13 protein-coding genes are annotated in these 13,769 nt (G+C 48.0%); 3 read left to right on the top strand and 10 right to left on the bottom strand.

Annotated features, from left to right (window positions below):
- Window positions 1-27 precede the first annotated feature (27 nt).
- The 5 genes from B0181_RS07020 to queE form a co-directional block, all read right to left on the bottom strand.
- The gene (locus B0181_RS07020; protein WP_078276799.1) at window positions 28-408 is read right to left on the bottom strand and encodes a Rid family detoxifying hydrolase; all 381 of its coding nucleotides are present in this window, start codon (window positions 406-408) and stop codon (window positions 28-30) included.
- A 94-nt stretch (window positions 409-502) separates the two neighbouring features.
- Entirely contained in the window at window positions 503-679 is a 177-nt protein-coding gene (locus B0181_RS12220; protein ID WP_165474555.1) for a hypothetical protein, read from the bottom strand.
- 201 nt (window positions 680-880) lie between these two features.
- Entirely contained in the window at window positions 881-3,076 is a 2,196-nt protein-coding gene (locus B0181_RS07010; protein WP_078276797.1) for a RelA/SpoT family protein, read from the bottom strand.
- A 424-nt stretch (window positions 3,077-3,500) separates the two neighbouring features.
- Window positions 3,501-3,764, bottom strand: a complete 264-nt coding sequence (gene rpoZ, locus B0181_RS07005; RefSeq protein WP_078276796.1) for a DNA-directed RNA polymerase subunit omega — start codon at window positions 3,762-3,764, stop codon at window positions 3,501-3,503.
- Window positions 3,765-3,889: 125 nt separating this feature from the next.
- A complete protein-coding gene (gene queE, locus B0181_RS07000) occupies window positions 3,890-4,603 on the bottom strand; it encodes a 7-carboxy-7-deazaguanine synthase QueE (RefSeq protein ID WP_078276795.1) in 714 nt (237 codons plus the stop codon).
- A gap of 12 nt (window positions 4,604-4,615) precedes the next feature.
- Here queE and B0181_RS06995 point away from each other — a divergent pair, with 12 nt between their 5' ends.
- Window positions 4,616-4,846: a hypothetical protein gene (locus B0181_RS06995; RefSeq protein WP_078276794.1), complete on the top strand. Its 231-nt coding sequence runs from the start codon at window positions 4,616-4,618 to the stop codon at window positions 4,844-4,846.
- Between the two features lie 121 nt (window positions 4,847-4,967).
- Here the strand turns inward: B0181_RS06995 and B0181_RS12460 are convergent, their stop codons facing one another.
- Both B0181_RS12460 and B0181_RS06990 read right to left on the bottom strand, forming a co-directional pair.
- Window positions 4,968-5,090 carry a hypothetical protein gene (locus B0181_RS12460; protein WP_278044952.1) on the bottom strand — a complete coding sequence of 41 codons (123 nt, stop codon included), beginning with the start codon at window positions 5,088-5,090 and terminating at the stop codon, window positions 4,968-4,970.
- Window positions 5,091-5,463: 373 nt separating this feature from the next.
- The gene (locus tag B0181_RS06990; protein WP_078276793.1) at window positions 5,464-6,768 is read right to left on the bottom strand and encodes a solute carrier family 23 protein; all 1,305 of its coding nucleotides are present in this window, start codon (window positions 6,766-6,768) and stop codon (window positions 5,464-5,466) included.
- Window positions 6,769-7,192: 424 nt separating this feature from the next.
- Here B0181_RS06990 and ileS point away from each other — a divergent pair, with 424 nt between their 5' ends.
- Together ileS and lspA are read left to right on the top strand one after the other, a co-directional pair.
- The gene (gene ileS / locus B0181_RS06985; RefSeq protein WP_078276792.1) at window positions 7,193-9,958 is read left to right on the top strand and encodes an isoleucine--tRNA ligase; all 2,766 of its coding nucleotides are present in this window, start codon (window positions 7,193-7,195) and stop codon (window positions 9,956-9,958) included.
- Window positions 9,951-10,484, top strand: coding sequence for a signal peptidase II (gene lspA, locus B0181_RS06980; protein WP_078276791.1), 534 nt, complete (start codon window positions 9,951-9,953; stop codon window positions 10,482-10,484). The genes ileS and lspA overlap by 8 nt, the downstream gene beginning before the upstream one ends.
- A gap of 149 nt (window positions 10,485-10,633) precedes the next feature.
- Here lspA and B0181_RS06975 read toward each other — a convergent pair whose 3' ends face one another.
- The 3 genes from B0181_RS06975 to B0181_RS06965 form a co-directional block, all read right to left on the bottom strand.
- Entirely contained in the window at window positions 10,634-11,560 is a 927-nt protein-coding gene (locus tag B0181_RS06975) for a DUF5672 family protein (RefSeq protein WP_078276790.1), read from the bottom strand.
- 178 nt (window positions 11,561-11,738) lie between these two features.
- Entirely contained in the window at window positions 11,739-11,969 is a 231-nt protein-coding gene (locus tag B0181_RS06970) for a hypothetical protein (RefSeq protein WP_078276789.1), read from the bottom strand.
- 203 nt (window positions 11,970-12,172) lie between these two features.
- Entirely contained in the window at window positions 12,173-13,663 is a 1,491-nt protein-coding gene (locus tag B0181_RS06965; RefSeq protein ID WP_078276788.1) for a leucyl aminopeptidase, read from the bottom strand.
- Between the last annotated feature and the right edge of the window lie 106 nt (window positions 13,664-13,769).

Below are 13,769 nucleotides of genomic sequence, written 5' to 3'. Positions count from 1 at the left end.
TTGCCCCTAAGTGCCACGCTGCGTGGATTATTCAACGTATAAAATCGCTTCAATCTCTACCGCTGCACCTTTTGGCAAGGCGGCAACTTCCAAAGCGGCGCGCGCAGGATAAGGTGCGCTTAGGCGAGCTTCAAACACGCTGTTTAGCTCGGCAAAATCCGCCAAATTGTCCAAAGAAACGTTAAATTTCACCACGTCTGCCAGCGAGCCGCCAGCTGCTTTGGCGATGGCTTCAAGGTTGTCCATCGCTTGTTCGGCTTGTGCTTTAAAGCCTTCACGCAGCTCCATCGTTTTTGGGTCAAGCCCCAGCTGACCTGAGATATAAACGGTGTTGCCCACTTTGACGGCTTGTGAATAAGTGCCAACGGCGGCTGGTGCGTCATCGGTGTGAATGATTTGTTTTGCCATGATGAATCCTTGAGTTATGATTTAATAAATTTATTAAAATTTGGCGAATGATAAAACGAATAAAAGCGGCAATGGTGAAATTTGCCAAAGTTGCTTATTTTTTCGCCTGAAAATACGCCACCAAGCGGTCAAACAAACTTTCGGCAGGCTTGTTGGCATAAGCGATGCCGCCTGAGACATTGTCGGCAGTTTGTGGCAGGATTTTTGGTTCGGTTTTGCCCAAAAAGTGCGCGGCTTCCGCTTGTGAATTCAGATCAATTTTGCAGCACATGGCAGGTTCCTTGAGTTGTGTTTTGTGCAAGTTTGGCGTGGTGTGCCAAATTGTTGGGATTTTTTATTATCTTAAAACAAACACACCCAAAAATTCAAGCGCTTTTTGCGTTGGGTGTGTTTGTTTGGTTAATTTTGGCAAATCATGCGTCAATTTGGCGGCCAAATTCAAAAACTAAACTTAAAAATCAAACCTAAAAAATCAAACTTGATACAGGCGCATGATGTTCGGATAGCCAAGAATTTGGCGCAATTTTTCCACGCCTTCGTGCAAATGCGCACGAGAACGCACGATGACGTGCAAGGTGGTGGTGCCGATTTTGCCGTCTTTGCCTTTTTCGTCCGCCTTGACGGAAGTCTGCTCAATGCCGATGTTCAGCGCGCGCAGCTCATAAATCACTTGGCTGATTTGCTCTTCGTTCAGCAAGGCAAAGATGCGCAGTGTGGCGGTGAAGTGCAGCTGGTGCGCCTTGTGGTCAATTTTCACGTCAGGCTTCCAGTTCATCTGAATGATTTGGTATGGGTTGTCCGCGCGAATGGCTGCCAGCGAGTAGCATTTGTGGCGATGAATCACAAGCCCTTTGGCGGACGACAAATGCCCCACGATGTGATCGCCATAAATGGGATTGCAGCATTTGGCGAAGGTAACTTCCACGCCTTTGACGCCAGCGAGCAGGTGTTTGGATTGGGTGATTTCGTTGTCGTCAGCGCTGTCCACTTCTTCGCTAAACAGGCGTGAAACCACAAGCTGCGGTAGCAGTGTACCGCTGGCAATTTGCACAAAAATCTCATCTTCGCTCAAAACGCCACGCCAGCTTAAAATATCCGCCCAGTCGTTTTTGCTCAAATCATCAATGGATTTGCCGTAATTTTTCAGCGCGCGCCCCAGCGCTTCTTTGCCGTAGCCGATTTTGTCGCTGTCTGGCAGGCGTTTTAGTACGCGTAAAATTTCGCTGCGTGCTTTGTTGGTCGCCACAAAGCCTAGCCATTCGGCTTTTGGCATGGCGTTTTTGTCGGTTTCAATGCTGACGCTGTCGCCATCGGCAAGCACATTGCCCAAGCGTCCATGCTCGCCATTGATGTCTGCGCCCACGGCAATATTACCAATCGCAGGGCCGACCGCATACGCAAAATCCAGTGCCGTAGAGCCGCGCGGCAATTCATAAGCACGGCCTTGTGGGCTGTAGCAGACGATTTTACGCTCGTGCAGATAGCTGATGAGTTCGTTGATGATGGCAACGGTGTCAGCATCGCCACCTTCTAAAGATTCGGCATTGGCAAGGTCTTGCATATTGCGCAGACTGGCTTGGACGACAGATTGGCTGATGTCGCCTTTATCACGGCTGATCACGCCAAGTCGTGCGGCGGCTTGCATACGCTTGGTGAGTAGTGTAACTTTAATGTGATTGTAGTCTTGCTCATAAATCAGCGTCAAAGACTGATTGCCGCCTGCTTGGGGTTTTCGGATATTGTCTTGGATTTGGTTGTCGCTGATTTCGTAGCGTTGCACCAGATAAAAGGCGAGTTTATCGCAAGATTCTACATCGTCCAAGATGACTTCAAAGTCGTACTGGCGGATCAGCTTGCTCATTTCGCCGCGGTTTTTGAAAAATTGGCGGTACATGGATGCGCGGTTGTCCAGCACTTGCACGTTGCCATTTAGCCCCAGATGGTGCAAAAGATTTTGTAAATAAGTGCTGATTTCTACTTTTTGGAAATTGCGCCCAAGTCCGTGCTGGAGCAGTTTGTCGGTGAATTTGGTGTACATCGCAGGATTTAGGTTGCGATAGCATAGAAGCTCGATGTAGTCGGCAATGTCGTTTAGCCCCATGATGCGCGCGAAAGGAATGTAAAAATCTAGCGTCTCACGGGCGGTGCGTTTTTGTTTTTCTTCGCTGACGGCATCGAGCGTGGACATATTATGCAAGCGGTCAGACAGCTTGATAATCAGCACGCGTGGGTCGCTGATGGTGGCGGTGAGAATTTTATGAAAGGTTGCCGCTTGGCTTTGCTGCTTGCTCATGCTGGCGGATTTTAGCTTGGTAACGCCATCTACTAGGCGCGCCACCGTTTCGCCAAAAATATCGGTCAAAAGCGCTTCGGTAACTTCAGTGTCTTCCACCGTGTCGTGCAAAATGGCAGCGATGACGGTATCTCTGTCCAGCTTAAAACCTGCGATAATCTCCGCAACGGCAATCGGGTGCGTGATGTACGGTTCGCCAGATTTGCGCTTGTCTTTGATGTGCGCCAAATCGCCAAAATAGCAGGCGCGCAGCACGTCTTTGCGCTCATCAGACGGCAGATAACCAACCGCGCGCATAAGACTGTCTTTGGCTTCATCAACCAAAGGGTGGCTAAGACGTTCTGGCACTTCTTGCTGGCGAAAGTTGGTTAGCATGGACGACCTTTTTTGTTTTAACTGTTTGTAAAAGCGTGCGAAAGGCGCTTTTGGGTGGATTTACGCTGTTTTGGGTGGTTTGATGGGCTTAAAAAATTTGTACGAAAATTTATGCCAAGTTTTATGCTAAATTGAACGCTTAAAATTTAAACCCAAATCAAAAAACCGCCGACAATCCTTTGACAAAAACAGCAGTGAGAACCTTATAATAAATCAATTATTTGCCTGTTTGTCAATGGGATTTTGTGGTGTATTTATGGATTTTTATGATGATAAAATGGGTTTTTTTGATAAATGCTCAAGGTAGTATGAATTTTGTTCAGCTTGTAAAAGTTTGCTTCGCTAGTCAAACGTAAAAAAAAACCACACGCAAAGGTGTGGCTTTTATTTAGATGTGCTTTGCTAGACTTAGAAATCAAAAGTCTTAGAAATCCGCTGGGCTTAGCGACAAATCAAACTGTGGCACAGACTTTACAAACACTTCTTCTGGCTCGTCCAAGATGTCTTTGGTAACGTTGCCAGCGGCGATTTCACGCAGCGCCAATACGGTTGGTTTGTCGTTTTCTACGGTAACGGTTGGCTCAACGCTGCCCTTTGCTAATTGGCGAGCACGGCGGCTGGCAACCAAAATCAGCTCAAAACGATTATCCACATTTTGCAAGCAATCTTCAATCGTAACTCGTGCCATGATGTTCTCTTATCAATATAAAAACAGGGGAATAATCCGCCATTTTAGCAAAAATTTGCCAGTTTGCAAAGTTAAATTTCGCCTATTTTGTAATTTTAGCAAGGCAATAAACCGCAAGCGCGCACTCATTTGCCCTTGGCGTCTGCCCAGATGATTTTGTGCAGCTGCAACTGAAAACGCACAGGCAAAGCGTCCGCCAAAATCCACTCAGCAAGGTTTGTGGCAAGCATTGGCACATCGCTTTTGTACGCTTCGTCAATGTTAAACATGGGTGAAAACCACACCGTACCGCATTTTTTGTGCAACTCGTGCGTTTGTAGCATTTGTTTTGCCCAGTCGTAATCGGCGCGGTCGGCGATGACGATTTTAATTTGGTCGTGCGTGGTCAAATGCGCCAAATTTTCCCACAAATTGCGCTCACATTCGCCAGACGAAGGCGATTTTAAATCCATGACTTTAGAAACTTGCGGCGGCACATCTTTGACAGACAATGCGCCTGCAGTCTCAAGCGACACCTCAAACCCTGCTGCCACCAGCATTTGCATGAGTGCGATGGCGTTCGGCTGTGCCAGCGGTTCACCGCCTGTAATGCACACACGTTTGCACGGAAAACTTGCGATTTTTACCATGATTTCGTCCAAACCAAAACGCTCGCCACCTGTGAAAGAATAAGTGGTGTCGCAATAAGTGCAGCGCAAAGGGCAGCCCGTCAGGCGCACGAAAATGGTCGGCAAGCCCATCGTCAGCGCTTCGCCTTGCAGCGAATAAAAAATCTCCGTCAGGCGCAAACCTGCGGCAGGGTCGGTGGTGGGGATTTGGGTGTTGCGTAGGGCGGTCATGGCGATGGCTTGATGAACGATGGATTGATAAAATGGTGGCGTAAAGTGTGGTTTGGGTTGGTAAATTTTTTTAAAAAGCAAGCTGCTTATTGTAGCGCAAAACCTTGCTGTCTGCAAAAGTATCTGCGCAATGATGGCGGTACGGTGAAATTTGGCGGTTGGTTCTACAAATGTTGGGCTATGCTTTGCCAAGCTAACCTACAAGCCCAAAAACCCAACAATTTAATAGCTTTAATAGCTTGACGTAAAAAATAGCTTAACGTAAAAAACCGCTCTTTGCCAAACGACAAAAAGCGGTCGCCCGATGTGTTTTGTGATGGTTGTCCGTTTGGTAAACGTGCGTCAAACCAAAGCGGATAAATAATCAGTGTCCTGCGCCACCGCAGCCGCCACAGCAAGGGCTGGCTTCACCTTGTTCTTGTGGTTTTTGTTCGGTTTGGTTGGCGGTTTGTTCGTCAGCATTTGGGGTGTAAGTTTCGGCGCTCATACGATACTCCTTGTGTGAAAAAGATAGACATTTTAAATCACATCGCTTGGGTGTTCTAAAGATGTATTTAAAATGTATGTTTATCATAACAAGAAAAATCGCATTTGGCAAAGACTTTTTGTCAAAGAGTTGTGTTTTATGATAGGTGGGTTTGGGGTGATGTGTGGGCTAAGTTGAATTTGCAAAAACCCAATAATTAGTTGGCGATTTTAAAAACGTTGGGTTACGCTAACCCAACTTACAGCTGTGCATTCAAATAAAGAACGATAGGTAGGCTGGGTTGAGCAAAGCGAAAACCCAACAAATTCAAAAAATTACATTAAAAAAGTTGGGCTGTACTTCGCCAACCCAACTTATAACACTTTTTCAAGAATTATTTTGCCGTGTCGTCATCACGCAGGCTAAAAATCCAGTGCAAAATGATGGCAGCGAAAGTTGCCGTGCCGATACCGCCAAGGTCAAAATCACCAATCATCAAGCCAAAATTGCCCGTGCCTAAGATGATGGTGATGGCGGCGACCATCAGGTTTTTGTTGTTGGAGAAATCCACACGATTATCAATCCAAATTTTCGCCCCAGCGATGGTGATTAGACCAAAGACCACGATGCTTGCACCAGTCAAAACGGGCGAAGGAATGGTCTGAATCATCGCACCAAATTTTGGCGATAAACCCAGCAAAATGGCAAACACGCCAGCGATGGCAAAAACGATGGTGGAGTACACACGAGTTACCGCCATCACGCCGATATTTTCGCCATAAGTGGTCATGCCTGTGCCGCCCACGCCAGCAGACAGCGTTGTTGCCACGCCATCGGCAAAAAACGCCTTGCCCAGCTGTGGCGTTAGGTTTTCGCCCGTCATTGCGCCCACCGCCTTGATGTGTCCTAGGTTTTCCGCCACCAAAATAAACGCCACAGGTGCGATGATGAGCATGGCATTGACATCAAATACAGGCGTGCTAAAAGTCGGCAAGCCAAACCATGCTGCCTTGCCAATCACACTAAAATCAATCGGTGCGCCAAACCCAAAGACATTGGCGGCAAGCGCATACAAAGCATACGCCAAACCCAAGCCCAAAAGTAAAAGCAGACGCTGAAAAAAGCCACGCGCAAACACCGCAATCGCCCCCATGCACAGCACAGTAACGAGCGTCATCACCAGCTCAAACGGCTTGCCTGCGACATTCGCCACCGTTACAGGCGCAAGGTTTAGACCGATAATCATCACCACAGCGCCCGTTACCACAGGCGGCATGAGTTTTTCAATCCAGCGTGTGCCTGCGCCCATCACCACAAGCCCAATCAAAGCGTACAAAATACCACAAGCGATGATACCGCCCAGTGCCACGCCAAGATTTGGATTGGCACCTGAGCCTGTGGCGTGCGCCGTTGCCGCTGCCACCACGCCAATAAAAGCAAAAGATGAGCCAAGATAGCTTGGCACACGTCCGCCTGTCATGATGAAAAATAAAATGGTACAAACGCCTGACATCATGATGGCAAGATTGGCGTCAAATCCCATCAATAAAGGCGCAAGCACCGTTGCCCCAAACATCGCCAAGACGTGCTGCAAGCCCAGCACCGCACTTTGTAAGGGCGGCAAATATTCATTGGTGGCGACAGGTTTTTGGTTGATATCGCCTTCGTAGGCACGCCATTTGGCAAAAAAGCCGCTCATGTGTTCACCTTAGGTTTTGATTTGTGTTGGATTGGGTTTGTGATGATAAATTTACAATCAGCCTGCAAATGCCTTGTTTAAATGCGCAATAATCATTTTTGCAATTTAACTAAAAGTTGCTATTGTGTGGGCTTTTTGTAAATGTGCGTATTATAAAGCGCACGCCACCCAAACGCAACGGCAAACGCAGACTTGAACGCACGTTTCATTGATGATAAAAAAGTTTGTGCATTTGTGTGGTTTTTGGTGGTTTTGCGCAGGATTTTTGTGCGATTTGGCGTACTTTAAGCTGTTACTTTGCCAAAAACTTGCTATAATAGAGCATTTTATTGCGATTTGGCTTTGTTGATTTTACGGCATTTGCCAAGCCAAATTGACATTGTAAAACGGTAAAATTCACACAAACAAACCTAAGATAGCGACCATGACTGTTGATTATAAAAACACCTTAAACCTTGCCGACACGCCATTTCCTATGCGTGCCGATCTTGCCAAGCGTGAGCCGAACTGGCTGGCTGAGTGGGAAGCGGACGATTTGTACCAAAAAATTCGCACCATCAAAAAGGGTTTGCCAAAGTACATTTTGCACGATGGCCCGCCATACGCCAACGGACAAATTCACCTAGGTCATGCGGTCAATAAGGTGCTAAAAGACATCATCACCAAGTCAAAAAATCTGTCTGGTTTTGATGCGGTGTATGTGCCGGGCTGGGATTGTCATGGCTTGCCGATTGAGCAAAAAGTGGAACAAAAAGTCGGTAAAGTCGGTCAAAAAGTGGATGCCACCGAATTTCGTAAGCTGTGCCGTGAATATGCCACGAGCCAAATCGCCTTGCAAATGAAAGATTTTAAGCGTCTTGGTGTGCTGGGCGATTGGGATAATCCTTATCTCACCATGAATTTTGCCCAAGAAGCCAACATCGTACGTGCGCTTGGCAAGATTTATGACAACGGTCATATCGTGCGTGGGCTTAAGCCTGTGAACTGGTGCTTGGACTGTGCGTCTGCGCTGGCGGAAGCGGAAGTGGAATATGCCGATAAGACATCAGACGCCATTTTTGTGGGCTTTGAAATCACGGACGCAAAAGGCGTGGTGGATTTGGGCGATGAGAAGGCGTATGCGGTCATCTGGACGACAACGCCTTGGACGCTGCCTGCCAACCAAGCCATCAGCATCAATCCACACGAAGAATACAGCTTTATTAAGACTGCCAAAGGCGTGCTGCTGCTTGCCAGCGAATTGGCGAAAAGCGTGCTTGAGACGCTTGAGCTTGAGAATTTGGGCGAGCTTGCCAAATTAAAAGGCGAAGCACTTGAGTTTGTTAAGGTGCAGCACCCGCTGATTGACGAGCGTGAAGTATCGCTGATTTTGGGCGAACACGTTACCATTGACAGTGGTACGGGGCTTGTGCATACCGCGCCAGCGCACGGTGTGGACGACTATAACGTAGGTCAAAAATACAATTTGCCAGTGGAAAATCCTGTGGGCGATACAGGCGTGTATTTGCCAGCCGCCAAGGTATTTGTGGGCGAGCATATTTATAAAGCACAGCCGCAGATTTTAGAAGCATTGGCAAATTCTGGCAATCTTTTAAAACACGACAAAATCCGCCACAGCTATCCGCATTGCTGGCGACACAAAACGCCAATCATTTTCCGTGCCACGCCGCAGTGGTTTATCAGCATGGAGAAAATGGGGCTGCGTGAAAAGGCGCTTGCCGACATCAAAAACGTAACGTGGACACCTGCTTGGGGGCAAAACCGCATTGAAGCGATGGTGGCTGACCGTCCTGACTGGTGTATCAGCCGTCAGCGCACTTGGGGTGTGCCGATTGCCTTTTTCACGCACAAAGAGACGGACGAGCTGCACCCACGCACCAGCGAGCTGATTGAAAAAGCGGCGCAAATGATTGAAAAAGGCGGCATTGAAGCGTGGTTTGAAGCCAGTTGTGCGGACTTTTTGGGCGATGAAGCCAGCCAGTATAATAAAGTGAGCGACACGCTTGATGTGTGGTTTGATTCTGGGACGACACATTTTGCGGTGCTTGACCAAGACGACAGCCTTGCCAATCCTGCCGATATGTACCTAGAAGGCAGCGACCAACATCGTGGCTGGTTCCAGACATCGCTTTTGACGTCTGAAGCGATTCACGGACGTGCACCATTTAAGCAAGTTTTGACGCATGGCTTTGTGGTGGACGAAAACGGCCGTAAGATGAGTAAATCACTTGGCAACATCATCGAGCCGCAGCGTGAAATTGACAAAACAGGCGCGGATATGCTGCGTTTGTGGATTGCATCTGCTGATTATCGCTACGAGATGAGCGCAGGCGAGAAAGTCTTTAAAGGCGCGGTGGACACTTATCGCCGCATTCGTAATACGGTGCGCTTTTTGCTGGCGAATACCAGCGATTTTAATCCTGCGACCGACAGCGTGGCGCTTGATGAGCTGGTGAGCTTGGATAAATTCATGCTGACGCACGCCAAAGCCACGCAAGACGCCATCACCAAAGCGTATGACGACATGGAATTTCACCAAGCGGTGCAGACGGTGAGTGCGTTTTGTTCACAGTCGCTGGGCGGATTTTACCTAGACATCATCAAAGACCGCACTTATACCACGCGCGCTGATGGCAAGCCACGCCGCTCAGCGCAGACGGTGCTGCATCACATTGCGCACGCTTTGTTGCGCTGGATTGCGCCGATTTTGCCATTCACCGCCCAAGAAGCGTGGGCATTTGTGCGCAGTGATGCTGAGAATGACAAATACATCTTTGCCCAAACTTGGTATGAGCTGCCACAGCCTGCAATGAACGACATCAGCGTCAGCGATTGGGAAGCGATTTTGGCGGTGAAAGACACGGTGAATAAGGCGATTGAAGATGCGCGAATCGCCAAGACCGTAAGCAGCAACCTAACCGCCCAAGTAGAAATTAGCGCAAGCGGTGCGGTGTTTAGCGCACTTGACAAGCTGGGCGATGAAGCGCGCTTTGTGTTCATCACCAGTGATGCTGCCGTCAAGCAAGGCGATGGCGAGCTGGGTGTGCGCATTGCGCCTGCTGTGGGCGAAAAATGCGTGCGCTGCTGGCACATTCGCACCGATGTGGGCGCAAATGCCGAACATCCAGAGCTGTGCGGCCGCTGCGTAACCAATGCCTTTGGTGAAGGTGGAGAGCGCCGCTATGCCTAATTCTAGCAAAAATCTAAGCGTAACCCTTGCGCCCAATGGCAAGCTGGCGACTCGTTATTATCTGCTGGCGGCGTTCGTGCTTGTCATTGACCAAATCAGCAAGTATTTTTTTAATACACGCTTTGAGCTTGGTGAGACGATGGACGTGATTGCGCCTGTGTTAAACTGGACGCTGGCGTATAATTACGGTGCGGCATTTAGCTTTATGGCGGACGCTGGCGGCTGGCAAAAGTGGTTTTTTGCAGGTCTAGGCTTGTTTGTGTCGGTATTCATCATCACTTATTTGCGCCAAGTGCCAAAATCAGCACACTTATTGTCTTTTGGGCTGGCGTTGGTGCTGGGCGGCGCAATCGGCAATGTGATTGACCGCTTTATACACGGCTATGTGATTGATTTTATTCACGTTCATTATGCAGATGTGTGGCATTATCCGATTTTTAATATTGCCGATATTGGCATTTGCGTGGGCATGGCGTTCGTGGTGATTGATATGCTGTTTTTTGAAGCCAAGCGCAAACAAGAGTGAGTGCGTTTGGCTTGGTTTAATTGGCTGGATTTAATTGATTTGGCTTAATTGACTTATCTTGATTAACTTAGATTCACTTAGCTTAATTGATTGACAAAATAAAACCCAAATCGCAAAAGGTGATTTGGGTTTTGTTATGAATTTGGCAGTCATGCAGGCGTATTTTCGTCAAGATACAGCTGATAGCCAAGGTCTTTTAGGCGTTTGATGGTGGGAAAATTGCTCAGCATTTCATCGGTGTGATAAAACGGGTCTGCCAAAAGCACGCTGTTAGTACCAGTTAAGATCATGCCTGAGCAAAAGTGCGCGCCGAACACTTCGTCAATGGGGATTTGATAGCATATTTGACAAGTAATCATTTCCATCGAGAACAGTGCCGCCACGGGCAAAGGCGCAAATTTAATGCCGTGTTGCTCAAGCAGCTGCCGTTTGGCGGTGGTCAGATACACATCTTCATGATAGCCGCCATGCCCCCATTTTATGCCCACAGGCTTGCCAGAAGCAGGGTTAAAGGCATTAGGTGCGTGGATTTTATATTCTAAATTCAGCGCACGCGGCGCATCAAGCAACTTGCGACTGCGCAGCGAAAAACCGCCATTTTGGGGCGTGTGCAGATTTTGGGGTGGATTTTGCCAATGCTTCGCCCAAAACATATGATCATAAAAATGCGTGGGTTCGTGGTCGTGAATTTCATAAAAATGGGCGATGGGCGCACCGATGTAATCATACTCCAAAAATTCATCACGCCATTTTGTGCCGTCAATCACCCAGCCGTCATTTTGCACCACGAGCGCAAAGTCGGTATCAATGAGCGAGCCGAGCATGTACACCATAAAAAGATTGTACTCAAAATAACTAAAAGGCGAGCAGCAAATGTGGCGAATTTCGTCAGGCAAATCGTGCGGTTTTTCTGGACTGACAAGCAGACACTGCACATCAGGAAATCTGTGCAGCAGCTCAGCACGGCTGCGCAAAATGGCAAAAACCGACCCTTCGGCGTAGGCTTGATGTCCTGTTACGCTGACGATGGTTAGGGTTTGGTTGTGGGTTTTGGTATTGTGCGGATTGTTGCGCATATTTGTGTTTGGCGGTTGGTTTGCTTAATTATAAAATGTTTTGGCGATGTTTGCAGCGGTTTTGGAATTGGGTTTAGGCGGTGCAAACACGTCTTGAGTTGTATTTAGCATTTATGATGGTTTTGGGTTTTAAATTTGTAAAATGAACGAGCGTTTGGTGTATTTTAAATATCAACGATTAAGCGCATAAAGTTTCGTACTTGTGTTTTAAAGTTTTTAATTCACTTAATTCAGCGTCATAATCAAGCCTGCTTTCATCGGTGCCATAATACTCATTTTTCTTAGCGCCCAGCCAAATCAAGTCATTCATCATTTCACGTTCGCTGATTTTACCTTCGGCATGAAAAACGCGAGCGTTGATAAAAAACACCATCTCAAGCAGTACGTCTTTTTGCATCAGCGTTGCCATGACAGCTTCCTATGGATTAAAAATTTGTTTTTAAAAGCTGAGTTTTTTGCTAGCTGGACTGATGATTTACCTTGCCAACTCAACCTGTAGCACCAATCCAATCACGGCTATATTTTGCCAGCAAATCTGTCAATTTTACAAACTTTAAATCTTGCCACCAAAAAACCACCCATCAGGCGATGGGCGGCTTTGATGGTTTGGGTTTAGTTGCTTACTTGATTGGCAAGATATTGCACCAGCATCGGCACAGGACGACCGCTTGCGCCTTTGTTTTCGCCAGATTGCCAAGCCGTGCCTGCGATGTCAAGGTGCGCCCACGCTTGGTTTTCCTTGATAAAACGTTGCAAGAAACACGCTGCTGTTACCGAGCCAGCTTCACGTCCGCCAATGTTTTGCACGTCTGCGAAGGTAGATTTTAGCTGTGCGTCATAGGCATCGTCCAGCGGCATTTGCCATACTAAGTCGCCTGAGTATTCGCCAGCTGATTGCAGGGCAAACAGCGTGTCTTCGTCATTACTGTACAATCCAGAGCGCACGCCGCCAAGCGCAATCACGCACGCGCCTGTCAAGGTGGCAGCGTCAATGATGGTGGCAGGTTTGTAGTTGTCTTGGGTGTAGCACAGCGCATCGCACAGCACCAGACGGCCTTCAGCGTCAGTATTTAGGATTTCTACGCTCATGCCATTCATGGCGGTAACGATGTCGCCCGGGCGAGACGCTTTGCCAGATGGCATATTTTCAGCGCACGCCAGCACCACCACGACATCCAGCGCAAGGCGAGCTTCGCACACCGCCTTAATCGTACCCAGCATGGCAGCCGCGCCGCCCATGTCGTATTTCATCTCGTCCATGCCAGCGGCTGGTTTTAGCGAAATGCCGCCAGTGTCAAAAGTAATGCCTTTGCCGACTAGGGCGATTGGGTTTTTAAGTTTGGCTTTTTTGCCTTTGCCAGATTTGCCAAAGTATTCAATGACAACGAGCTTACCTTCTTCGTCCGAGCCTTTTGACACCGCCAAAAAGCAGCCCATGCCAAGTTTTGCCATCTCTTTTTCGCCAAGCACATTGACGTTTACGACATCGCTATACTCTTTGCCCAGTTGTTTGGCGACTTTGGCAAGTTCGCTTGGGTTCATCACGTTTGGCGCTTCGTTTGCCACATCGCGCGTAAGGCTTTGACCGATGAAAGTCGCCTGTGCATGCGCCAAAGCACGCTCATAATCGGCAGCGGTATCTTTGGTGCTGATGATGGTGGCGGTGCTTAGCGTGGTTTTGGTTTTTTCTGATTTATAAGTGTCAAAGCGATAGCCTGCGTTCAAAAACGCCAAGGCAAATTGCCCAAAATGCTGCTGGCACAGCACATCGCCCCATAAAATCACTACATTTTTGCTGTTTTTGCCAGCTTTAAAGGCGGCGGCTGCGACTTTGGCGATGTTATTTGCCAGTTTGCCAAGTTTGCCCACGCCAATCACGCTGATGGCAGACGCTTTATCGGCTAGGGCGTAATCGCTCACGGTTTCGCCAAGTGCGCCTGAAAAGTTGGCGGCGCTGATTAAATTTGCTGCGCGCTCAAGATTGGTGTCGTTGTCAAAACCGCCTAGAATCTTGCCATCGCTGTCGGCAAAAATAATCAAGTGCGGTGCGTTTTTGGCGCTTTTTTTCACGCCAAGTTTGCTGTCAAACGCTAAAGTTGTCATGCTATCTTCCTAACTGTTGTTTGTGTGAAAGTTTAAAAAGTTGTTGGGCGTGGTCTTAAAAGTAGGCTGGCTTAAGTTTGATTTAAGCATACTTTTTAAACACTTG

Origin of the sequence: Moraxella caviae, assembly GCF_002014985.1 — a bacterium.
Taxonomy (GTDB): Bacteria; Pseudomonadota; Gammaproteobacteria; order Pseudomonadales; family Moraxellaceae; genus Moraxella; species Moraxella caviae.
Note: the sequence above shows the minus strand (reverse complement) of the source record. Positions and strands in the feature narration are given on the sequence as shown.

Coding starts and splice junctions, on each gene's coding strand:
- B0181_RS07020 (WP_078276799.1), bottom strand. CDS start 408: ATGGCAAAACAAATCATTCACACCGATGACGCACCAGCCGCCGTTGGC.
- B0181_RS12220 (WP_165474555.1), bottom strand. CDS start 679: ATGTGCTGCAAAATTGATCTGAATTCACAAGCGGAAGCCGCGCACTTT.
- B0181_RS07010 (WP_078276797.1), bottom strand. CDS start 3,076: ATGCTAACCAACTTTCGCCAGCAAGAAGTGCCAGAACGTCTTAGCCAC.
- rpoZ (WP_078276796.1), bottom strand. CDS start 3,764: ATGGCACGAGTTACGATTGAAGATTGCTTGCAAAATGTGGATAATCGT.
- queE (WP_078276795.1), bottom strand. CDS start 4,603: ATGACCGCCCTACGCAACACCCAAATCCCCACCACCGACCCTGCCGCA.
- B0181_RS06995 (WP_078276794.1), top strand. CDS start 4,616: ATGAACGATGGATTGATAAAATGGTGGCGTAAAGTGTGGTTTGGGTTG.
- B0181_RS12460 (WP_278044952.1), bottom strand. CDS start 5,090: ATGAGCGCCGAAACTTACACCCCAAATGCTGACGAACAAACCGCCAAC.
- B0181_RS06990 (WP_078276793.1), bottom strand. CDS start 6,768: ATGAGCGGCTTTTTTGCCAAATGGCGTGCCTACGAAGGCGATATCAAC.
- ileS (WP_078276792.1), top strand. CDS start 7,193: ATGACTGTTGATTATAAAAACACCTTAAACCTTGCCGACACGCCATTT.
- lspA (WP_078276791.1), top strand. CDS start 9,951: ATGCCTAATTCTAGCAAAAATCTAAGCGTAACCCTTGCGCCCAATGGC.
- B0181_RS06975 (WP_078276790.1), bottom strand. CDS start 11,560: ATGCGCAACAATCCGCACAATACCAAAACCCACAACCAAACCCTAACC.
- B0181_RS06970 (WP_078276789.1), bottom strand. CDS start 11,969: ATGGCAACGCTGATGCAAAAAGACGTACTGCTTGAGATGGTGTTTTTT.
- B0181_RS06965 (WP_078276788.1), bottom strand. CDS start 13,663: ATGACAACTTTAGCGTTTGACAGCAAACTTGGCGTGAAAAAAAGCGCC.